At 44.5% G+C, this 20,302-nt stretch carries 20 protein-coding genes and 1 other RNA gene; 9 read left to right on the top strand and 12 right to left on the bottom strand.

Features of this window, described 5'->3' with window-relative positions:
• The first annotated feature begins 1 nt into the window (after nucleotide 1).
• The 3 genes from cbiQ to J7M13_03670 are packed head-to-tail and all read left to right on the top strand — an operon-like array spanning nucleotide 2 to nucleotide 2,309.
• Nucleotides 2-727 (top strand): cobalt ECF transporter T component CbiQ, encoded by a 726-nt coding sequence (gene cbiQ / locus J7M13_03660; GenBank protein ID MCD6363082.1) that lies wholly within the window; start codon nucleotides 2-4, stop codon nucleotides 725-727.
• A 9-nt stretch (nucleotides 728-736) separates the two neighbouring features.
• Nucleotides 737-1,396 carry an ABC transporter ATP-binding protein gene (locus tag J7M13_03665; GenBank protein ID MCD6363083.1) on the top strand — a complete coding sequence of 220 codons (660 nt, stop codon included), beginning with the start codon at nucleotides 737-739 and terminating at the stop codon, nucleotides 1,394-1,396.
• On the top strand, nucleotides 1,362-2,309 hold the full coding sequence (locus J7M13_03670; GenBank protein ID MCD6363084.1) for an alpha/beta hydrolase: 948 nt from the start codon (nucleotides 1,362-1,364) through the stop codon (nucleotides 2,307-2,309). Before J7M13_03665 ends, J7M13_03670 begins: the two co-directional genes overlap by 35 nt.
• Here the strand turns inward: J7M13_03670 and J7M13_03675 are convergent.
• Entirely contained in the window at nucleotides 2,277-3,914 is a 1,638-nt protein-coding gene (locus J7M13_03675; protein MCD6363085.1) for a DUF4910 domain-containing protein, read from the bottom strand. The genes J7M13_03670 and J7M13_03675 overlap by 33 nt on opposite strands.
• Before the next feature lie 96 nt (nucleotides 3,915-4,010).
• On the opposite strand from J7M13_03675, the gene J7M13_03680 reads away from it, so the two are divergent.
• Nucleotides 4,011-5,138: a hypothetical protein gene (locus J7M13_03680; protein ID MCD6363086.1), complete on the top strand. Its 1,128-nt coding sequence runs from the start codon at nucleotides 4,011-4,013 to the stop codon at nucleotides 5,136-5,138.
• A gap of 6 nt (nucleotides 5,139-5,144) precedes the next feature.
• On the top strand, nucleotides 5,145-5,720 hold the full coding sequence (locus J7M13_03685) for a DJ-1/PfpI family protein (GenBank protein ID MCD6363087.1): 576 nt from the start codon (nucleotides 5,145-5,147) through the stop codon (nucleotides 5,718-5,720).
• A 37-nt stretch (nucleotides 5,721-5,757) separates the two neighbouring features.
• Here the strand turns inward: J7M13_03685 and J7M13_03690 are convergent, their stop codons facing one another.
• From J7M13_03690 to J7M13_03715, 6 genes are read right to left on the bottom strand one after another with little or no spacing between them, the layout of a single operon-like run.
• On the bottom strand, nucleotides 5,758-7,371 hold the full coding sequence (locus J7M13_03690; protein MCD6363088.1) for a bifunctional metallophosphatase/5'-nucleotidase: 1,614 nt from the start codon (nucleotides 7,369-7,371) through the stop codon (nucleotides 5,758-5,760).
• Entirely contained in the window at nucleotides 7,368-7,565 is a 198-nt protein-coding gene (locus J7M13_03695; GenBank protein ID MCD6363089.1) for a hypothetical protein, read from the bottom strand. Before J7M13_03695 ends, J7M13_03690 begins: the two co-directional genes overlap by 4 nt.
• Nucleotides 7,562-8,971, bottom strand: a complete 1,410-nt coding sequence (locus J7M13_03700) for an AAA family ATPase (GenBank protein MCD6363090.1) — start codon at nucleotides 8,969-8,971, stop codon at nucleotides 7,562-7,564. Before J7M13_03700 ends, J7M13_03695 begins: the two co-directional genes overlap by 4 nt.
• 18 nt (nucleotides 8,972-8,989) lie before the next feature.
• Nucleotides 8,990-9,547, bottom strand: coding sequence for a class II aldolase/adducin family protein (locus tag J7M13_03705; protein MCD6363091.1), 558 nt, complete (start codon nucleotides 9,545-9,547; stop codon nucleotides 8,990-8,992).
• A gap of 41 nt (nucleotides 9,548-9,588) precedes the next feature.
• Complete coding sequence (locus J7M13_03710) at nucleotides 9,589-11,349, bottom strand: aldehyde ferredoxin oxidoreductase family protein (GenBank protein MCD6363092.1); 1,761 nt, start codon at nucleotides 11,347-11,349, stop codon at nucleotides 9,589-9,591.
• A gap of 17 nt (nucleotides 11,350-11,366) precedes the next feature.
• Complete coding sequence (locus J7M13_03715; protein MCD6363093.1) at nucleotides 11,367-12,827, bottom strand: hypothetical protein; 1,461 nt, start codon at nucleotides 12,825-12,827, stop codon at nucleotides 11,367-11,369.
• A gap of 91 nt (nucleotides 12,828-12,918) precedes the next feature.
• On the opposite strand from J7M13_03715, the gene smpB reads away from it, so the two are divergent.
• The 4 genes from smpB (at nucleotide 12,919) to J7M13_03735 (ending at nucleotide 16,056) form a co-directional block, all read left to right on the top strand.
• Nucleotides 12,919-13,365, top strand: a complete 447-nt coding sequence (smpB, locus tag J7M13_03720; protein ID MCD6363094.1) for an SsrA-binding protein SmpB — start codon at nucleotides 12,919-12,921, stop codon at nucleotides 13,363-13,365.
• A 4-nt stretch (nucleotides 13,366-13,369) separates the two neighbouring features.
• Nucleotides 13,370-13,724: a transfer-messenger RNA gene (gene ssrA / locus J7M13_03725) on the top strand.
• A gap of 19 nt (nucleotides 13,725-13,743) precedes the next feature.
• On the top strand, nucleotides 13,744-14,226 hold the full coding sequence (locus tag J7M13_03730) for a hypothetical protein (GenBank protein MCD6363095.1): 483 nt from the start codon (nucleotides 13,744-13,746) through the stop codon (nucleotides 14,224-14,226).
• A complete protein-coding gene (locus tag J7M13_03735) occupies nucleotides 14,227-16,056 on the top strand; it encodes a hypothetical protein (GenBank protein MCD6363096.1) in 1,830 nt (609 codons plus the stop codon). It abuts the gene before it with no gap.
• A gap of 2 nt (nucleotides 16,057-16,058) precedes the next feature.
• On the opposite strand, the gene pyrE is transcribed toward J7M13_03735, so the two are convergent.
• The 5 genes from pyrE to J7M13_03760 are packed head-to-tail and all read right to left on the bottom strand — an operon-like array spanning nucleotide 16,059 to nucleotide 20,302.
• Nucleotides 16,059-16,646, bottom strand: coding sequence for an orotate phosphoribosyltransferase (gene pyrE, locus J7M13_03740; GenBank protein ID MCD6363097.1), 588 nt, complete (start codon nucleotides 16,644-16,646; stop codon nucleotides 16,059-16,061).
• Nucleotides 16,610-17,344 carry an orotidine-5'-phosphate decarboxylase gene (gene pyrF / locus J7M13_03745; GenBank protein MCD6363098.1) on the bottom strand — a complete coding sequence of 245 codons (735 nt, stop codon included), beginning with the start codon at nucleotides 17,342-17,344 and terminating at the stop codon, nucleotides 16,610-16,612. Before pyrF ends, pyrE begins: the two co-directional genes overlap by 37 nt.
• On the bottom strand, nucleotides 17,341-18,264 hold the full coding sequence (locus J7M13_03750; GenBank protein MCD6363099.1) for a dihydroorotate dehydrogenase: 924 nt from the start codon (nucleotides 18,262-18,264) through the stop codon (nucleotides 17,341-17,343). Before J7M13_03750 ends, pyrF begins: the two co-directional genes overlap by 4 nt.
• On the bottom strand, nucleotides 18,265-19,011 hold the full coding sequence (locus J7M13_03755) for a dihydroorotate dehydrogenase (GenBank protein ID MCD6363100.1): 747 nt from the start codon (nucleotides 19,009-19,011) through the stop codon (nucleotides 18,265-18,267).
• A complete protein-coding gene (locus tag J7M13_03760) occupies nucleotides 19,001-20,302 on the bottom strand; it encodes a dihydroorotase (protein ID MCD6363101.1) in 1,302 nt (433 codons plus the stop codon). Before J7M13_03760 ends, J7M13_03755 begins: the two co-directional genes overlap by 11 nt.

The following is a 20,302-nucleotide window of genomic DNA, read 5'->3' on the forward strand; positions in this document are numbered from 1 at the left end:
AATGAAGTCTCTTCTATTGAGATTGGATATCAGGGTAAGAATGGTATTTTTCTTCGCTTTCGCGCTTATAATGGCTACAGCTAAGAGCTGGGTTTCTATGGCTGTTGGACTATTCTTCGTCGTTTTTCTGTCTCTTATAAGCGGTATTTCCTTTCGGAAGCTGATAAAGAATCTCCTTTTGTTTGAGGGGCTCCTCGTTTTTCTGCTCCTTTTTCTTCCGTTTACCTATCCGGGTGAGGTTATCTTCAGGCTCGGTCTCCTTGGAATAACGAGAGAAGGAGTGGAGGAAGCTCTTCTCATATTTTCAAGATCTTCAGTAATTCTCTTTGGAAGTATCGTCTTTGTTTCCTCCACGGATCTGTTTACGTTGATTCATGCTCTTTATAGACTTCGATTTCCCTCCAAGCTTGTTGAGATAGCCTTCTTCACCATCAGGTATATAAGCGTTGTGGAAAGAGAGTATAAGGCTTTGAGGAAGGCGATGAAGGCAAGGGCTTTTAAGCCGGGAACGAATTTTCACACTTATAAGAGCTATGCCTATCTTCTCGGCATGCTTATGGTCAGAAGTTATGATAGGGCTCAGAGGGTTTATAAGGCGATGTTGGCGAGGGGATACAGGGGGAATTTCCCGGTATATAGGTCTTTCAAGCTCGGTAGAATTGATATATACTTTATACCATCAGCAACGGCTTTCTTAGCGATTCTATCCATTCTCGCGTGGAGGTAAGATAAGCTATTGGAAAAGACGCTTTTGAAGTTGAAAAATATCTTCTTTTCATATGGCGATAAGCCCTTGCTTGAGGGGTTGAACTTTGAGCTTCGATATGGAGAGCGCGTGGGTATCACGGGGTATAACGGTGCAGGAAAGACCACAATGGTGGAGATAGCTATGGGCTTTCTTAAGCCCCAAAAGGGAAGCATTCTTTTTAACGGCAGACCTTTAGAAGATGAGAACGACTTTTATGAGCTCAGAAAAAGCGTAGGCTACGTTTTTCAAGATCCCGATGATCAGCTTTTCTGCCCTACCGTTTTTGAAGATGTAGCCTTTGGACCGCTTAATCTTGGCTTAAGGGGGAAGGAGGTTGAGGAAAGAGTAAATGAAGTTCTGAGAAAACTCGGGATTTTGCATCTTAAGGATAAGATAACCTACAAGCTTTCTGGAGGAGAAAAACGGCTCGTCTCTATAGCTGCGGTTCTCGCTATGGAACCGGAAGGATTGATACTTGATGAGCCTATAAATGGCTTAGATGAGGAGGCGCGAGCGAGAGTGGAACATATACTTGTTTCTTTATCTAAATCCATCGTTGTTATCTCTCACGATGTCTCCTTCCTCAAGCGCGTGTGTGGGAGGGTACTCCGCCTTGAATCTGGAAAATTGGTTGAGCTTCATTTATAAGGTGCCAGAAGATAAGGGTATTAAGTTTTCCTTCAAGCTCCTTCAGAAGGATGAGAATGTTATCGTTGAAAGGGTAACCTTCAGAAGCCTTTATGAGAGCCCCTATGAGGTTAACAACTTCGTTTATGTTGATCTTTTTACCCCTATAAAGGAAAGGGCTTCCGCTTTCCTCCTTTTTATTCACGGGCTTGGTCTTGGCAGAAAGAAGAAGCGTTTGTATGCTCTTCTTCCGGAAAGAATAGCTCGCTTTGGCGTGACAAGCGCCTTTTTGGCTCTTCCCTATCATCTTGAGCGAACGCCCCCCGGCAAGACGAGCTCCAAATGGTTTTCTGACTTTAATGATGTGGAAACAGCCGCCTTTTATCATCAGGCCGTTGTTGATATAATTGCGTCTGTTTCCGCTCTCTCGAGAGGCAGGATTCCATTTATAGCCGGCGTTAGCCTCGGAGCTATGATTTCGGTTATAGCTCTTGCCGTTGATGAGCGATTAAGAGGAGGGTTTCTCATTCTCGGCGGAGGGAATTATGAGAGGATAATATGGAAAAGCCTTACCAGATTTATGGTAAATGAGACCGGGTGTAGCAGAAAGATATGTCATCGGGTTTATAAAAGGTTTTCTGACTATCTTGAGATGGTGAAAAAAGCGGGCTCATGGAGGAAAGTTCTACCCCCTAAGATATGCTTTCTCTTTGAGCCTCTCACCTTCGCTCCTTTTGCAAAGAGGAAGGAAGTGGTTATGATAAACGCTCTTTTTGATATGGTAATTCCGCGAGCTTCCGCTTTAGAGTTATGGAACGCTCTTGGAAGACCGGAAATTCACTGGCTTCCTTCAACGCACGGTGGCGCCGTTTTCTGGGGGAGAAAGATATCCAAGATAATCTTAAGGAAACTTAAGAAAGCCGATAGATTCTAAACTTTCGATTAGCTCTAAGAGTTTTTTAGAGTTTATCCTTCCGTATTCTTCCTCAAGTGCCTTCACGCTAAGCTTTCGGGGAAAAATCTCTCCCAACATTAAAAGCTCGTGAAGCTGGGATGCTCCCTCTTTTTCTTTAAAGATATCCTCGAGCATTTCTCCTGTTTCTCTGTCTACTTCTTTTATCTCCTTGGGTAAGAGAACCCCCTTTTTCGTCCACTTAATCCACGGTTCTCTCTTAAGCTCTCGCCCGATCTTTATTCCGAGAAAGCGGGAATCCCGCGCTAATCCATTATATATAAGCTTTCTTGAAACCTTGGCGTCTTTATCCAGACTCATTTCTCCTATGAGCTTCATGGTATATCCTCTTGCAAATCTTTCAAGCTTCTTTTTCTTTGCCTTGCTTAAGAAAAGCGCGGTTGATAGCGTTGCTCTTCCGATTCTCCTTAACGAATCTTTGCTAAGCTTTTCTATCGAATCCTCACTCGAGTGATAGAATTTATCGGGAAGCGTAATGGCTATTGTTGAGGGAATCTCAAAAAAATTAAAAATGTCATGATCGCTTCCCATCATATAGGGCATGCCCTTTATGCCAAGATAGTATTCCATAATTCCCTCTATCATGGAGAACCTCGATAGAGGAGTTCTTCTGAGCGTTATCTTGGATTCGGATCTATCGGGACTTCCCCCTACCATATCGAGATTCAATACACAGTAGTATTCGTCTAACTTAGCGAATTTCTCTATAAAGAGGCTTGTTCCAAAATATTCCGGGACCCATAAAAGGAGAAAGCCGAATCTGAAGCTTGGATCGTAGGCTTTCCTTAGAACTCTTGCTATTTCAAGGTTCATGGAAGCTCCGCTTGCGTTGTCATTAGCGCCTGGTTTTGGATGGCATATATGTGCTGTAAAGACGATATATGGTGGATTTCCTATCTTGGCTAAAAGAACGGGAAGCGTTTCCCTATTGTAAAATCTGGTTCTAATCTTCGCTTTTATTCTTACCCTTCTTCTTTCGTGTTTTATCCTTTCTAAAATCTTTTTGGCTTTGCTTTCGCTTAAAGCTATTGCAAGAATAGCACCTTGCTTTAGCTCGCTTTTCGTGAGGAAAAGCCCTATATATGGGAAAGCATCTCCCGTCCCTTCTCGATAAGCAATGAAGAGGGAAGCTTTGTTTTTTAAGGCTTTTTCGTATCCCTCTCTCCTTTTTGTTTTTGCGAGAACTATCCTTCCTTTGGCTTTTTTCCAGTCTTTTTCGCTCTCTATTGCAAGTATTTCGCCCTCTGTCCCCCCAGGTGGCGATCCGGGAAGAACGAGGAGGGGAGTTCCAGATGTGCTTAAGCTTTCTCCATCGATCGCTACCTCCCCGCTTATTAGCTCCCATGGCGTGGGAGACTTGAGCGTGAGGAAAGAGCTTTTCCCGTCATAGGTTCCCTCTATAAGTTCGTTTTTCACTCCCGCGGAATCGAGCTCTTCTTTAAGGTACCCAACCGCTTTTAAAAGCTCTTCCGATCCCTGTATTCTATGGTATCTCGAGATTTCGTGCACTCCTTCGATTATCCTTTCCACGTTGAGAGGCGCGCTTTCCTTAAAGTAGGTTTTCATTTCTCGATTACCTCCTTTTTGAGAGAAATGATATCACAATTCTTGTTATTTCCAAATGGCTATGTTAAACTTTTTCCCGTAGGGGGTGCGAAATGAATGTTTCCACTAAAGGTTGATCTTATAAGAAAGCTTGATAAACTGCCCGTTGATATCAAGGAAGTCATGCTTAGCCTTATGGAGTATTTTGAGGTTCTTTCTAAGGATATGGTCAGAAAGGAGGATTTTAGCAGGCTTGAGGCTATAGTTGGGAAGCTTGCGGAAGCTCAGCTTAATAGTGGAGAGCGTCTGAGCAAACTTGGGGAAGCTGTCAATGGTTTGATCGAATCTCATAAGAAAGCAGAAGCTCGTTTGACTCATCTTGAGGAAGCTATAGATAGGCTAACTGAGGCGCAGCGTGAGAGTGAGGTTCGTTTAAGCAAGCTTGAGGAGACGGTTGGTGCATTGATTGAAGCGCAGCGTAGAAGCGAGGCTCGTCTGGATAGGCTTGAGGAAGCAATAGGCAGGCTAACTGAGGCTCAGCGTGAGACTGAGCGGAGGTTGAGTGAGTTAGCGGAGGCGCAGGCTAAGGCGGAGGAGCGTTTGAGCAGGCTTGAGGAGGCTATAGGTAAGCTGACTGAAGCCCAACGCAAGAGCGAGGCACGTTTGAGCAAGCTTGAGGAGACGGTTAGCGCGTTGATTGAAGCGCAGCGTAAAAGTGAGGCTCGCTTGGACAAACTTGAGGAGGCAATAGGTAGGCTAACTGAGGCTCAGCGTGAAAGCGAGCAAAAGATCAGTGAGTTGGCGGAAGCGCAAAGGAAAACAGAGCAAGAGATAGAGAAGCTCTCTCGCGGTCTTAGGAACCTTAGAGAAGAGGTTGGCGGTCTCGCGAGGAGCTTTTCATATGCTCTTGAAAACGAAGCTTATAGAAGGCTCCCTGACTATCTGAGGGAGAAATATGGCATAGAGGTTTTGGATAGAATAATACGATTTGATCTTAACGGAGATGAGATAAATCTTTTCACCCGAGCTAAGGTGAATGGTGAGGAGGTCTTGCTTGTTGGTGAGTCGGTTGTTAAATTTGCGCATGCGCGGGAAATCAAGCTTTTAGAGAGAAAAATGGAGAAGATAAGAAAGGCATATGGGAAAAAGGTCATTGGAATAATAGTGACTCACTTTGCCAAGACAGGACTTAAGGAGAAGGCGGAGGACCAAGGGCTTATAGTGGTTCAAAGCTTTGAGTGGTGATGTGGAATGAGGAGATGGGTATCGTTTTTAACTCTTTTGCTTGTTTTAAGCGGGATAGCGTTTGCGGGTGGGATAAGTAAGGTTTTACTAGTGGTGGCGGATAAGTATAGGAATGAAGAGCTTGCTGCCTCACTTGAGGCCGTTCGAGAGGCGGGCTTAAAACCCGTTATAGCTTCAAGCTATGTGGGAACTCTTCATGGTATGCTGGGGGGAGAAATCAGGTCGGATATAACGCTGGGCGATGTCAATCCACGAGAATATGCTGCGGTGATATTTGTCGGTGGAGTTGGAGCTCGCGTTTTCTGGGATGATCCTTTAGCTCATAAAATAGCGAGAAGCTTCCATGAGAAAGGAAAGCTTGTTTGCGCTATTTGTATAGCTCCGATTACCTTGGCTAAAGCTGGTTTGCTTAAGGGGGTTAGGGCAACCTGCTGGAAAGGGGTGGCCCCACTGCTTGAAAGTCTTGGGGCCGTCTATGAGGATGCTCTGGTGGTAGAAAGCAATGATATAATAACCGCGAGCGGTCCTCGGGCAGCGGAAGCTTTTAAAGAGGCAATAGCGAGAAAGCTGAGGAAAAGATAGGGGCGGGGAGGTTCAAACCCACCCCTATCTCGTTACTTTACTTTATTATCTTTATCCTTCCGTCGGTCTTCGGGGAGATTTTCCCTCCGAGATGCTTTATATAATCCCTCATTATGTCAGGTAGAGTAACCGTGGTGTTATATCCTTTGTATTTCTTAAATATAAAGTACTTATCTCCGCCTTGAGCAAGCCAGCTATTGGTAATAACTTTGTATGTAGCTTCGGGGTCTAATGGCATCCATTTTCCATTCTTTAATACCTCGATGCTTTTCACTCTGCTTCCCCATTTGCTTATCCTTCTCCCGGTGAAAATGGTAGGGGGTTTACTAAGGTCATAAACCACTCTTATCCCGGAAATCTGAAGGAATCCACCAGTAGGTGTCCTTTTCGCAGGATCGTAGTTTTTGTCGACCAAAGCTGAAGCAGATATTTCAAGGAGTTTCAAAATGTCCTTTCCCTTCATCCTGAATATCACTGCGGTGTTTCCAAAGGGATGAATGGATATCAGGGTTTTATAGGATATGGGACCTGCGGGGTAGATCCTGTCTCCCCTTATGCCACCGCCATTTGTTATAGCTATATCTCCATTGAACCTCCATCTCATTGCATCTGCCAGAAAATCACCAAGGTTGCTCTCCCTACTCCTCACCGTTGATTTTCTAGCGTCTAAGTCCACAGTGCTCACACCGATCTTCTCTGAAAGCCTTTTTTCCAAGCCCTTAACATAAGGTGCCAAGAAAGCGTTGAGTTCCTTGTCTTCTCCTACGGTTTTATCGAGCAATATGACTTCCCATTTGATTTTTTCTATTATAGCTTCGCCATCCTTAACCGGCATGTATAACCTTCCGGCATATTTAAGTCTGGCTCCTGCCTGAATTATCACCGTTTTCCAACCGCCTGGTCCATTCACTATGTAAGGTTTCTTCGTGAGATCGTGGCTATGGCCCCCGCAGATAAGGGTTATTCCTCTTACTCTCTTGGCAAGCTTTATATCTTCGCTTAAGCCTATGTGGGTCAAGGCTATTATGACATCAGCTCCCGCTTTTTTGAGAGTGGATACGGCGTTTCTGGCCACCTCAACTAAGTTCTTATTTACCTTTATGGCATCTCCTGCGTTTGATATATAAGGTAGATCTGGCGTTATAAGTCCAAAGAAGCCTACTTTCAATCCTCCGAAATTCTTGATTAAATATTTTCTTATTTTACCGAGGAGGAAAGGGTCATTTATCTCTATGTTGGTGCAAACTACTGGAAACTTTGCATATTTTAAAGCTTTAGCGTAAATATTGGGGCCTAAGTCAAACTCGTGGTTTCCTGGAACTGCGGCGTCATAACCAGCTAAGCTCATGCCGAGGTATTCAGGCTTTCCATGATAGTAATAATATAGTGGTCCCATAAGGTCATCTCCGCCAGAGACGACTATCACGCTGTTGCCGTATAGAGCTCTCGTCGCCTTTATCGCAGTTGCGACTCTACTTAAACCACCTACCATTAGCTTATGTCCGCCAATTCTCGCCTTAAATGGGGTTATCGCACTCTGCATATCATTTGTCTCTATGACGACCAGGGTTCCTGATTTAGCTATTGCTATACCTGTCAAAGCAGATAGGACTATGCTTAATCCCAGAATTACCGCCAGCAGCTTTCTCATGAATCATCACCTCCATCTTCCTCGTCTTCCTCTTCGTCGAGCTCCTCCCCGAGCTCCCTTAGCTTTGAGAGGAGATCCAACGATGTTATAAACGATGATAGCAGTTCTCTCCTTACAATATCGTTATCTATCTCTATGCTGTCTTCATCTTTACCTCTGTATAAGGTTAATATATAGCTTGATGGTTTTATCATCTCGCTTCACCCCCAAGCTCCCTTATTATCACTGAGCTCATTCCCTTTATCGCCTTTGGTGTTATCTTTTTAAGCTTCTTTGATAGAAGTATCAGGATGAGTCTCTCCATAGAGTTTTCTAACCCATTTAGGGTATATCCTCCTTCCACCATTTGCTTTTTCCTAACTGCATCCACTATAAACTCGACGATTTCCTTGTCCTTAAGCGGTTCGAGCATCTTCCTATAGCCAGGCTTCATTCTCGAGATTACCTTGGGAAGTACGTATTCTGATAGTATGATAACAAGATCGTTCAGCTCAAACGGTGGGACCTCGTATATATCAGCCATCTTTGAGAATGCAGGATGATCCAAACGCTTATTTAGCTTATTACCCAGAAGGAACACGGGAGCTTTGCCGAGAAGAAGCCTCGTTCCTGTGTATCTGTCTCTCATCTCTTGTCTGAGATAAGGATCTACTATGTGGAAGAGGAATTTTTCTGCTTTATGATTAGCGGTTTCTATATCATCAAACAGCATGCATGGATTTATAACACCGCAGGAAACAACACCCTTTAGCATCAGGCCAGCATCTTCTTGGGTTCCAAAAAGGTCCTCTAATACTGCTGGCGATAGGGAGATGGAAAAGAAAGGCCAATCAAGTGCCGTTAGAAGCGAGCTTATAAGGGTGCTTTTTCCAGTGCCTGTGGGTCCCACAAGAACGATAGCTTTGCTAATTTCCTCAAAGGCGTTGAGTCTGAAGAATATAAACTTAGCGATCTTCTCCCTTTGAGGCGTGAGCAAAATCCTCTTTCTCATAAGAGCGAGAACGCTGTCTATATCTCTCTCCGGCAGAAATTCTGTGAGATATGGATAAGATAGAATATATCTATTTCGAGGATGCTTAAGCTCGAAATCCGTTTCTTCGAAGAAAAGATTGTCCAGCGGAGATGCTCTTTTTATCACCTCGACCGCTTCTGGATCTGCCAGCGTTAGAAATTCCAGGAGCCTTACCATTTCTCCGGCTGGCAGTCTTAGGAAGGGATCAAGTTTAATTTCGCGGGAAATTAGCCTCTTTAAGATTATGCTTCTGTATGGATGATATCTCAGGATTAAGTAAAGCAGAAATATTTTTTCTCCCTCTACCATGTGTACTATTGCATCGTCCTCTTCATCGAGGATCTCATCCAGTTCTTCCTCCGAAAAAACATAGCTTATAAGCGGAAAGACATCCGATGGGGAGATTTCTCCTCCAAGTTCTTCTTTAAGCTCTTCAATATATCTCGTTATTCTCTTGTAGGAACCCTCGTTGAGGAAGGGAATCTCTTTAAGCTCTTCCTTCACTTTCTCCAGTGGCTCTCTGGCGTCTGGATAGACACTATATATGTATTTCTCCGTTTCTATACCAGCTTTTATGAAATCAAGCACTCCATTTTCGCCTCCCTTTTACCATGTTTTAAGCGTCTTTGGTAGAAATTTTTCGAGACTTTCGCCCGCTTGCAGCAGGTATAGTGCTATCTTTGCTGAATTCTCAAGCGAGCTACAATAGAAAAATGCTTCTTCTAAGGTTTCCGCTGCGGAAAAGGCGCCGTGCCCCCTTACCATGATTATCGGATAATCCTTGAGGTACTTAGGTATTTCTTTTGCCATTTCGGTCGACCCAGAGCCAAACTCGAAGGAAAGAACGGGAACCTTCTTAACATGATAAGCTCCTTCGACATCAACCGGTATTATCTCATCGAGGAGCATTGATAGCGCAGTTGCAGCTACGAGATGAGCGTGGACTATTGCTAATGCATCTGTGACTCTATAGATCTCTCTGTGAACATGTGATTCCGTAGAAGCTATCGCTATCATTCCGTCATCTTCGGTTAAATTGAGCTCCACGAGGTCATCTTCTTCGAGAAAGCCCAGCATTGATCCTCTTCTCGTTATTATCATTCTGTTTCCGACGCGCACGCTCATATTTCCGCTGTGGGAGTTCTGTAAACCAGCTACATACATTGCCCACCCTATTTTCTTAAATTCCGCTAAGCTTTTCTTGTCTATAGCCACTTAGGCTCACCTTCTTTAAATAACTCTGCGATCTTTTCTTTTGCTGGTATGCCCTTTCGATCCCAACCCCTGTATTCATAATATTCCTGAAGCATTTCTTCAAGAGGAATACCCTTTTTTATTCTGTCTGGGAGAGTATCATCTTCGTGTGAAAAGCCAAGGCGCAAATTTATAAGCCTTTCAAGGTTGAAAATCCTTTCTCCTATCTTTTGAAGGTCAGAGGAAGTATACTCAACTTCCTCTATAACACTTAGAGCTCTTGCCCAGTGGTGCAATGAGGTTGAAAGGAAAGCAAATCTACAGATTATGAGAGAGTCAGCTATAGCTCCAATGTCTTGTGCTCTTGCAACGTGTGCTCCCTTGCCAAGAGCCTGAAATCTGTTTATTCTTCTCGGCACACCGTATATCTCGAACGAGACGGAAAACCCCCCGCGTAGATGACACGCTCCTCTGTTCGAAGTCGCGTAGCCCAGTCCCATTCCCAAAGCTCCTCTGGGGTCATAAGCGGGGAGCTCCAGTCCCTTAACATGCATGGCGAATTCCCTTCCACCGGTAATTTCTGAGGCTTTCTTGACGCCGAGCGAAAGAATCTCACCGCGTTCCTTTCTGAACGCTATATCCTCAACGAGGCTTAATATTCCATTCGTATTGCCAAACTCAACCCCCAAATCGGCTATGCCTCTTTCCTTAAGCTCCATTGCAAATCCTATCACCGAGCCTAAGGATATCGTGTCCACGCCGAGGAGGTTTGCCATTTCGTTTAGGGTTATGATAAACGGAAGATCATCTATCTCAAGGTTTGCTCCAAGCGCCCACAGAGTTTCAAATTCAGGACCGCTGACTTTTCTTCCATTGAGTTCACATACTCTCTCGCACAGTACTGGACAGCCGAAGCAACCACTTCTGCTTTTTAGAAAGCCTTTCTTTAGTTTCTCTCCACCGATGGCTTCTGCATTTTTGAAAAATCCTTTCTGGAAGTTTCTCGTTCCCAAAGTCTTAAACGAGTTTATTACTCTCATGGTTCCTGCGGTTCCGAGAGATGGTAGTAGTTTTGATGTCAGAGGGTGTGTGGTTATAAGACGCATGATTTCATACCTGTAATCGCTAAGTTTCTCGGACCTTTGAGTTCTTTTCGTCTTTCTTCCGTGCACCGCTATCGCTTTAAGGTTTTTACTTCCGAAAACAGCACCGGCTCCTCCTCTTCCAAATGCTCTTTTACCATTTTCCATAACGCAGGCAAATCTAACGGTGTTTTCTCCAGCGGGACCTATCGAAATCACGGAGAGACCCTTTCCGTGTTCTTCTTTGAGCTTTTCGCTTGTTTTAAGCGTGTCGCTTCCCCAAAGATTGCGAGCACTTCTTACCTCAATACTGCTTTCATCTATCAAAATATACACGGGTTCATGAGCTTTGCCTTCTATTATCATAGCGTCATACCCTGCCCTTTTAAGTAAAGTTCCGAAAGTTCCTCCCACGTTTGAATCGAGTATTGTTCCCGTAAGAGGAGAGCGGGTTGTTAGGCTAACCCTGCCTGTCATAGGTAAGGGGGAGTCGGTCAATGGTCCCGTTGCGATAATTACCGGATTTTCCTCGCTTAGTGGATCGGGAGAATCATTTCCTATCCTTTCTGAGAAAAGATATGTTCCCAACCCTCTTCCGCCTATAAATCTTTCGCGGACATCCTTCTTTATCGGTATCTCTTCTATCTTCCCGCTTGACAGATTTATGTATACAATTTTTCCTTCTTTCATGGTCCCTCCTTCCAATCTCATCTATATAAGATTTGAAAACGTGCGTGTGCGGGATCCTTTGTGGTAAAGAGTATCCCGCGCCACGGCGGGATGAGAAAAGAGAGCTTTCTGATATTATTTATGGTTTCTTTATCGGAGTTGAAGTTTTTTGCCAGGATAACGAATTTCGGAATAAGCTCTTTTAGCTCTTTCAGGCTTAGGTAGGCCCATGGAGAAGCTGGCTCTCCGATTTCTTCACATATATCCGGTGGAAGAACCATTCGGAAGTCCAGATCGCTTGGGGGTATTAAACCGAGAATTAGCTCCTTTCCTCTCACTCCAAGTGTGAGATCTACTGGCATCACCGCGCTGTAAAAAAGATCCCAGCCCACCTTTCTTTCTTCTTTAAAAAATCCACCGTTTTTAGCTCTCTTCATAACGGAACCCATCGCTCGCTTCAAGAAAGCTTTAAGTTCGTTCTGGTTCATTTCGCTTAGATAATAGGCGTATATTCCGGTGAAGTTGGTCCCTAATATATTGGCATTTCCTCCCACCACGAGATAAAGCTTTCCGGTTAGGAACTTACTGAGTTCATTCTCGTTTGTGGATAAAGCTTTGTAAAGTTTGTCTATTTCTCCCTTTTTCCTCTTGGGGAGGGTGTTTTTGATTGTTGATATTATCTTATCGCCAGAGACTGGTACGGCTCCCATAAGAATAATTTTCCCCTTTCCAGGGGGAGAGATGGGGGGTAGCTTACCCTCGCAGACCAGATTTTTAAGTCCCTCACGGGGTTCTATTGCACGCAGGTCAAAAATGAATCTTGTCTTTTCATCTCTTCCTTTTCCTTCCAAGATCGAGATCTTTCTCGGTGTTAGCTTGTTCCTCATCCTTAAGTAGAGGTATACCTGGGGCTTTTTATGAGCTGGAATGAGCCCCTTAAGTCCTCTTGGAGCTTTTGTTTTCCATATGAAGCGTAGTCCGAGCCTAAGTGGATCCACTATATTATAAAGAGCTTTTTCATTGTTGCTCAGCATAACATAATCGTTGCCGAAATATGCGTATATCTTTTTATCCTCCATGTCGATGCGATATATCCTTTTGACTTTTTGAAGCTTCACCCCGGATGCTTTAATTATCTGTAAGGCATTACCGTGTGTTTTTATAATGATAAAAAAGTCTGGCTTGGGGTTTATTTTCTTTCGAAAGTAGATTGCGCAGGACGCCTCTTTTACGTTTCTGTTTATCATCATCGCTGCGGTTTTAACGTTTTTGAGCTCCTTTTGGGAGAGGTTTCCTACGTTAATGGCAAGGTTTTTAAACCAGTTGCCATTTAATATGTTAGTGATTATAGAAACATCGTTTATCTCGAAATATAGTAAGTTCTTTTCGTTTGTTGAAATAGGAAGAGCGCTTAAGGGGTCTACTTCAAAAGCCCATGAGATATTAATAACCATTAAGATGATAACTCCCGCTACCAAAATTGGTAAGGATCTTTTCATGCTCTTTCTACCTCCTTTCAGCGGTATTATAACACACGTCAGCGTTCCTGTTTTGACTTTTTCTGACCTTCGTGATATAATTTAACTCGCTATGAGGATTATAGCTCAAAATAGAAAGGCACGTCATGATTATGACATTCTGGAAACATATGAGGCTGGAATAGCGCTTAAGGGAAGCGAGATAAAATCTGTGAGAGATGGGAGAGTCAATTTGAAAGATAGCTATGCTAAGGTGAAAGACGGTGAGCTCTGGTTATATGATATGCATATCTCTCCTTATGATAAAGCTTCCTATTTTAATCACGATCCTTTAAGGCCGAGGAAGCTTCTTTTACACAGGAAAGAAATAAATCGCCTTATGGGAAAGGTTCAGGAGAGGGGCTTGACATTAATACCATTAAAAATATATATAAATGACAGAGGCTGGGCAAAGGTTGAGCTTGCGCTGGCACGGGGGCGTAAACTTCACGACAAAAGAAAGAAGATTATAGAAAGGGAGATAAGAAGGGAGCTTGAAAGAGCTTTAAGAAGGAGATAAGAGTGGGGGCGAATGGTTTCGACGGCACATGGGCGTGCGCGGAGAGCGAGCCGAGGTCCCGTAACCTCGTAAAACAACGGGGCGAAAGAATAAATGCCGATTACGGTTATGCAATGGCTGCTTAATTAAAGCGGCCCATCCTCTCAGCCTGACGCCGCTAAGGCTGGGAGGGTGAAAGGGGAAGCGGCTTTTCTCCAGAGGGTTGCCCCGCCTTCTGGAGAGAAAACAATTGGGGCTTTTCGGTAAGGGATCCTGCCCCTGGGAGACCTTGCCGAGAAAGTAAAAACAGGGGCTACGCTCGTAGGCGCTCCGGCATTATCATGTGTCGGACGCGGGTTCGAATCCCGCCGCCTCCACCATTTTTTCTTCTGTGCTGACATGATTTCTCAAGCTTATCTTAGGGTTCTCTATAAGCTATATGGGAGGCTAAACAATAGTGATGTGAACTGGGTTATTACGGGGAGCTTTGGTTTTGCTCTTCAGGGCGTTCCCATTAATCCTCGTGATATTGACATTCAAACTGATAAAGAGGGGGCTTATAAAATCGAACGTCTCTTTTCTGAGTTTGTAGCTAGTCCTGTTCGGTTTTCCTCGGCGGAGAACATTCGCTCCTATTTCGGAGTCCTTGTGATTGACGGGATTAAGGTTGAGATAATGGGGGATATTCAGAAGAGGGTTGATGATAGATGGGAACCTCCAGTAGACATAAGCAAATATAAGCGTCTTGTAGATGTTGAGGGTATGAAAATCCCAGTTTTAGATCTGGAGTACGAGTATCAAGCTTATCTTAAGCTGGGGAGGGTTGAAAGGGCGAGAATGGTGAGGAATTTTTTGGATGGGAAAGGGGAAGAGAGGATTTAAATGCATGGCTACGGGGGTAAAATTTTATTCATTGATCTAAGCCGCCGGAAGCTTCAGGAAGAGCCAACGAGCTCTTATCTTGGAACTCTGGGTGGTAGGGGACTGGGACAGAGGCTTCTTTTTGATCTTTCCTCTCCCTCTATTGATCCCCTCGATGAGGAAAGCGTCATAATCTTGAGTGCGGGAGCGCTTTCCGGTACTTCTATGCCCGCGGTTTCGAGACTCTCCGTTGATTTTAAGAACGCGTTAAACTGTGGGGTTGGTTCAGCTAACGTTGGTGGGAGCTTTTCCTCTATGATGAAATATGCTGGATACGATGCTATAGTTATAACTGGCAAGGCGGGTTCTCCCATTTATATCTATGTAGATGAGAACGGTGCTTACATTAGGGATGCTTCTTCTATTTGGGGAATGGATACATGGAACGCTGATTTAACCATAAGAAGGCTTGAAAGCAATGATTCTTTGAGTACGGCGCTTATAGGACCTGCGGGGGAGAATCTCGTTAAATTTTCATGTTTGATTGTGGATAGAGGGCGGGCTGCCGGTTATGGTGGAGCTGGGGCGGTCTTTGGCAGCAAGAATTTAAAGGGGATCGCGGTTAGCGGTTCGAAGCCAATATCGGTTTATGATCCCTCGATATTGAGGAGCGTGGTTAAGCGTCTCTATACCGCCTTTAGAAATAGCGAGGTAGCCAGGATTCACTCTGAAGGGGGAACTTTTAAGGCTTATCTTTTGCCTGGGGAAAAAAGACCCCATGGTGTTAGGAATATGTCGGATGAGTTTTATCCAAATGAAAAGCTTTCTCGTATAAAAAGAGAGCGGTTTGATAAAGAGTTTCTCGTTAAGAGGCTCTCTTGCTTCTCCTGTCCGGTTCGCTGTAGCGCTCTTTACAGGATAGATGGTAAGTACTGCGAGGGAATACAGGCTAATATGGTGAGAGCTTTTGGAACGAATCTTGATATCCTTGATCCTCCAACGATCCTGAGGGCTAACCTTATGGTTAACTCCTATGGACTTGACTGCGACCAAACTTCCTCTATCATAGCTTGGGCGATAGAGTGCTTTGAGCATGGAATCATAGATGTTGGCGATACCGGTGGGCTTGAGCTTAGATGGGGAAGAGGAGATGCTATTTTAAAGCTCATAGACATGATAACTCATAAAGAAGGTTTTGGAGCTGTCCTCGCTGATGGACTTTACGAAGCTGTTAAGAAAATTGGCAGAGGCTCTGAAAGATATGCCATGCTCGTTAAAAAGGTGGGATTGATGGAAGCGGGGATGAGATCTCACAAAGGTTGGGCTCTTGGAATAATAACCAGCACCAAGGGGTGCGGGCACACGAGAGGAGCTCCTGCCCTTGAGTTCAGAAGGATTTCTCCCGATATCTCGAGAAAGGTTTTGGGAATAGGAGACATAAGCGATCCCACTTCCTATGACAACAAGCCGGAACTCGTCGTCTGGCAGGAAAGATACAAAGCCATCATAGATTCGATGGGAATATGTAGCTTAATGAGTATGTGGCAAGATGTGAATCTATATCGCTTGGAGGATATATCTGAGGCCTATCGTGCATTAACAGGAATAAGTTTTTCTCCGGATGAGCTTATGGATTTTGGTGAAAGCTTGCAGACCCTTGAGAGAAAATTCAATGGCATTCATGCACATTTCGACAGAAAAGATGATTATCCACCTTTAAAGCTCGTTGATATTCCAGTGAGCGAAGGCGTATATAAGGGAGAGAGGCTTAACCTTGTCGAATGGGATAAGATGCTGAATAGATATTATGAGCTTCATCGCTGGAATTGCGAGGATGGATTGCCTTCTTAAGCTCAGGCTAAGCCTCTGCTTCCCGGTTTTCTTATCGGTATTCCCTTCTCACAGAGAGGGCACCTTTCTGGTCTAAATATGGGTAAGCTCATTTTGATCAGGGATACGGGATCATTTGAAAGGCAATGTTGGCCATCGCTTCGGTCTATTATACATGCGGTTTGAACCCATATTCCTCCTCGCTTCTTGATTAGCGTACCCACTTCAAGCGCAGAGAATCCCGTGGTTATCACGTCTTCGACAACTGCGAATCTCTTGCCCTCGGGATAAGGAAATCTTCTGAGGCGTAAAGCGCCACCATCTCTCTCACAGAATATAAAAGGAATGTCGAGGTATCTCGCTACCTCATGTCCTACTATTATCGCTCCGAGAGCTGGTGAGACTATTACCTCCGGCTTCCATCTTTTTAAAAGCTTTCCAAGTTCTTCTCCCACGAAAGCGGCGTACTTTGGATGCATAAGCAGAAGAGCGCACTGTAGATAATGGCTGCTGTGTAGCCCGGACGAGAGTAAGAAATGTCCCTCAAGTAGGGCACCAGTTTCTCTCAGTAGTTTCAGGAGTCTCTCCTCAATCTCTCCATTTGTCGCCACCTTATTCCCTCCTTTATGCTTCTTTCGACCTTATTTATGGCTTCTACTGGATCGCTTGATGCGGTTATACTTCTTCCAACCACTATGAAGTCTGCTCCATTGGCTAAAGCCCTATCTGGGGTTGAGATCCTTGCTTGATCTTTTCCATTATTTCCGAGCCGAATTCCAGGAACAAAGCGTTTCAGATTTACAGATATTTTACCATAAAGCAGATTCAGGTCTACTGCTGAGCACACCAGTCCATCAAGCCCCACCTCTTGGCAGAGCTTCGCTCGAGATACCAGGGCTTCGTTGAAGGATGATCCCGGTGCGATTTCTTCCCATTCGTCTTTACTTAAGCTTGTTAATATCGTTACACCTAAGAGCATTAGATTACTGCCTATTTTATCTCTCTCCTTTTTTGCTTCGAGGAGCATCTTTCGCCCTCCGGATGTATGTAGCGTAAGAGCCCATACTCCTTCTTCAGCGAATGTTCTCACTGCAAGGGAGATCACGCTTGGTATATCGTGAAGCTTGAGATCGAGAAAAACCCTCCATTTCTTAACAAGCGTTCTTAATAGCCTTAACCCTCCAAGAGCGAAAAGTCTATGGCCGATTTTTATTTGCCTTATCCTGTCTCCCACCTTCTCAAGGATTTTCCACATTTCTTTCTCCGTTTCGGTATCTAAGGCTAATATTAGAGGGGAACCTTCCGTCATTTTCTCTTCACCTCCACTTTTGCTCTTCCCACGATTTCCTGATAGTGGGAGAGTTTCTTTTCCCTAATATATTCGAAGATGCCTTGAGCTATTCTGAGATGGAGATCCTTAGTCATGAAGGTGGCGCTTCCAATTTCAACCGCATAGGCTCCAGCAAGTAGCATTGAGATGGCTTGCTCCGGGCTTGATATCCCACCGCATCCTATAACAGGTATCGAAACTACATTGGAGATTTCCCAAACCAATCTCAACGTCAGAGGAAATATCGCGGGACCTGAAAGCCCCGCGAATATCCTCTTGAACACCGGTTTTTGCTTTTCATTATCTATGGCTAACCCTAACCATGAGTTGGCTACTACTACGGCATCTGCTCCCTCTTCTTCAGCCGTTTTCGCTTCTCTGATAGGATCAGAAAGCTGAGGTGATATCTTAATCCAGAGGGCTTTCTTCCACAAGCTTCTTGCTTTATGGATAATGGCTTTTGATTCATTGAGTTTCACTTCTCTAACGTTTGGGCAGGATATGTTAAGCTCTACCGCATCTATGAGTTTTTCAAAATGTGAAAGTCTCTCAAAAATGATCGAGGCTTCTTTTTCGCTCTCGGCCCATATGTTTACTATGAGGGAAACGTTTCTTTCCTTAAGCGCAGGCAAATCGTTTTCGAGGAAGCTCTCGATCCCGGGATTTTCGAGCCCTATACTGTTTAAAAGCCCGCAGGGCGTTTCCCACAGTCTAATTCCTGGATTACCTTTTCTCGGAGCAAGGGTTAGTCCCTTGGTGCAGATTGCACCCGCACCATCAGCATGTGGAGATTTCCAGAAGCTTGGATCGTGTGGCCATACGCCTGAGGATATTATCACAGGAGTTCTTAGAAAAACGCCTCCCACGCTTGAGCCTAATGCTCTTTCCCAGCTCAACATCTATATCATGACCTCCTCAAGCTCAAAAACAGGGCCATCTATGCACACCTTTCGTCGGCCCCTTTGTGTTTCTATACTGCATCCATAGCAACCTCCTATCCCGCAGGCCATCCTCGCCTCTAAGCTCACGAGGATCCTACTCACTTTTCCTCCGATTCTTTTTTTAAGGTAGGATATCATTTCTTCAGGTCCACATGCCCATATCTCGCTTTCCTTGTTAAAAAGCTTTTCTGCGCCATCAATGCAATTTCCCTTGCTTCCTATACTGCCGTCTTCGGAAAAAACGGCCAAGTTCTCTCCAATTCTGGCTTTGATCCATTCGTAGAAATCTTTCCAGTTTCTATCTTTGATTCCCAATATCGTCCTTGAGGGATAAAACTGATAGGCGAAAAGAAGGGGAGCTATACCGATGCCGCCCCCGATAAAAATTAACGGCTTTCCTTTTGGTTTCGGAAAGCCGCTTCCAAGAGGGCCTCTTACAGATATTTTTGCTTTGGGCTCCATTTTCGATAGTAGCGAGGTTCCCCTTCCAGTAACCGAAAATAGGATCTCTATTTGATCCCTTGCTCTTCCAGCTATGGATAAAGGGCGTCTTAGAAAAGGATCAAACGATTCTGAGACCCTTATCATTACGAATTGTCCCGGAGTAGCTTTATGCGCTATAGCTTCTGCTTCTATAGACATGTAAAAGATATTACTTCCCAGAGGAAGCTTTTCCCTTATCCTACAGATTTCCTCATATATCAATCTGAAATACCTCCCCTTCTACTATGGTTAAAATGGGCCATCCCTTGAGGGTGATGCCATCCCATGGGGTTAATCTACACTTGCTTACCCATGATGAAGCGTTAACTTTCTTAATTTTCTCAAGATCAAGAACGGTTATATTTGCTATCCCTCCCTCTTTGAGCTTTCCGAGTTCTCTGTATCTCTCGGGCAATATTCGCGAAGGACCGGATGTAAAGAGCCTAAGGATCCTCTCTATGCTTATTTTCTGTTTTCTATTATGCCATTCATTAAGCACCACCGCTACCGCGCACTCTAAGGAAGCTATGCCAAAGGGTGCTTCCTCGAAGGGTAGATCCTTTTCATCGGGATGGTATGGTGCGTGATCTGTTGCTATAGCATCTATAATGCCATCGGAGATTGCTTCCCATAGAGCTTCTATATCTTCGAGAGTTCTTAAAGGGGGTTTCACCTTGTAAACGGGGTTAAAATCGCTTTTTATTATTTCACTTTCCTCGAGAGATAGATGGTGAGGCGTCGTATCGCATGTTATAGGAATTCCCCTCTCTTTCGCGCTTCTTATTGCTGAGATTGATTCTTTCGTTGAGACATGTGTTATATGGATGGGAGACCGAAGCTCTTCAGCTAAGGCGATACATCTCTCTACGCCTATTAGCTCGGAGGATCGCGGTATACCCTTTAAACCTGAAAGCGCAGAGATTTTACCTTCATTGATTTGCCCTCCGTTTGATAGATAGGGGTCCTCTGGGTGTTCCATGATTTTGAGGTTGAGATCTTTTGTGTATAGTAAGGCGTTTCTTAAAAGCTCGGTGTTTGATGTAGGGGAACCATCTTCCGTGAATAGGACGGCTCCCTCTTTCGCCATTCCGAAAAGCTCAGCAAGCTCCTTTCCTTCACGGTTTTTGCTTATGGCACCGGAGGGGAGAACCTTTGCTCCCCTGACTTCTCTCCCTTTCCTTGCGATATGTCTTATGAGCTCCGGGCGGTCTAAGGGGGGAGAGGTATTTGGCATAGCAACTATCGTCGTGAACCCGCCACGCGCTCCCGCTAAGGAACCGCTCTCTATGTCTTCTCTCCATTCTTCTCCGGGTTCTCGCAGGTGAGCATGTATATCTATGAAGCCGGGGCAGGCTAAAGTTCCCTTAAGCTCTATCGATCTGGCGCCTTTTATATCGATTTTATTCCCTTCAGGAACTATTGCTTTTATCTTACTTTTCTCTATTAATATGTCGAAGGTTCCCTCAAGCAATTGATCCCCATCGAATAGCGATACGCTTTTTAAAATAAGCAA

It is taken from the genome of Synergistota bacterium (assembly GCA_021159885.1).
Classification (GTDB): domain Bacteria; phylum Synergistota; class GBS-1; order GBS-1; family GBS-1; genus AUK310.

Coding starts and splice junctions, on each gene's coding strand:
- J7M13_03680 (MCD6363086.1), top strand. CDS start 4,011: ATGTTTCCACTAAAGGTTGATCTTATAAGAAAGCTTGATAAACTGCCC.
- J7M13_03735 (MCD6363096.1), top strand. CDS start 14,227: ATGCATGGCTACGGGGGTAAAATTTTATTCATTGATCTAAGCCGCCGG.
- J7M13_03750 (MCD6363099.1), bottom strand. CDS start 18,264: ATGTTGAGCTGGGAAAGAGCATTAGGCTCAAGCGTGGGAGGCGTTTTT.
- J7M13_03675 (MCD6363085.1), bottom strand. CDS start 3,914: ATGAAAACCTACTTTAAGGAAAGCGCGCCTCTCAACGTGGAAAGGATA.
- J7M13_03690 (MCD6363088.1), bottom strand. CDS start 7,371: ATGAGAAAGCTGCTGGCGGTAATTCTGGGATTAAGCATAGTCCTATCT.
- smpB (MCD6363094.1), top strand. CDS start 12,919: ATGAGGATTATAGCTCAAAATAGAAAGGCACGTCATGATTATGACATT.
- pyrF (MCD6363098.1), bottom strand. CDS start 17,344: ATGACGGAAGGTTCCCCTCTAATATTAGCCTTAGATACCGAAACGGAG.
- cbiQ (MCD6363082.1), top strand. CDS start 2: ATGAAGTCTCTTCTATTGAGATTGGATATCAGGGTAAGAATGGTATTT.
- J7M13_03730 (MCD6363095.1), top strand. CDS start 13,744: ATGATTTCTCAAGCTTATCTTAGGGTTCTCTATAAGCTATATGGGAGG.
- J7M13_03705 (MCD6363091.1), bottom strand. CDS start 9,547: ATGTATGTAGCTGGTTTACAGAACTCCCACAGCGGAAATATGAGCGTG.
- J7M13_03715 (MCD6363093.1), bottom strand. CDS start 12,827: ATGAAAAGATCCTTACCAATTTTGGTAGCGGGAGTTATCATCTTAATG.
- J7M13_03685 (MCD6363087.1), top strand. CDS start 5,145: ATGAGGAGATGGGTATCGTTTTTAACTCTTTTGCTTGTTTTAAGCGGG.
- J7M13_03710 (MCD6363092.1), bottom strand. CDS start 11,349: ATGAAAGAAGGAAAAATTGTATACATAAATCTGTCAAGCGGGAAGATA.
- J7M13_03695 (MCD6363089.1), bottom strand. CDS start 7,565: ATGATAAAACCATCAAGCTATATATTAACCTTATACAGAGGTAAAGAT.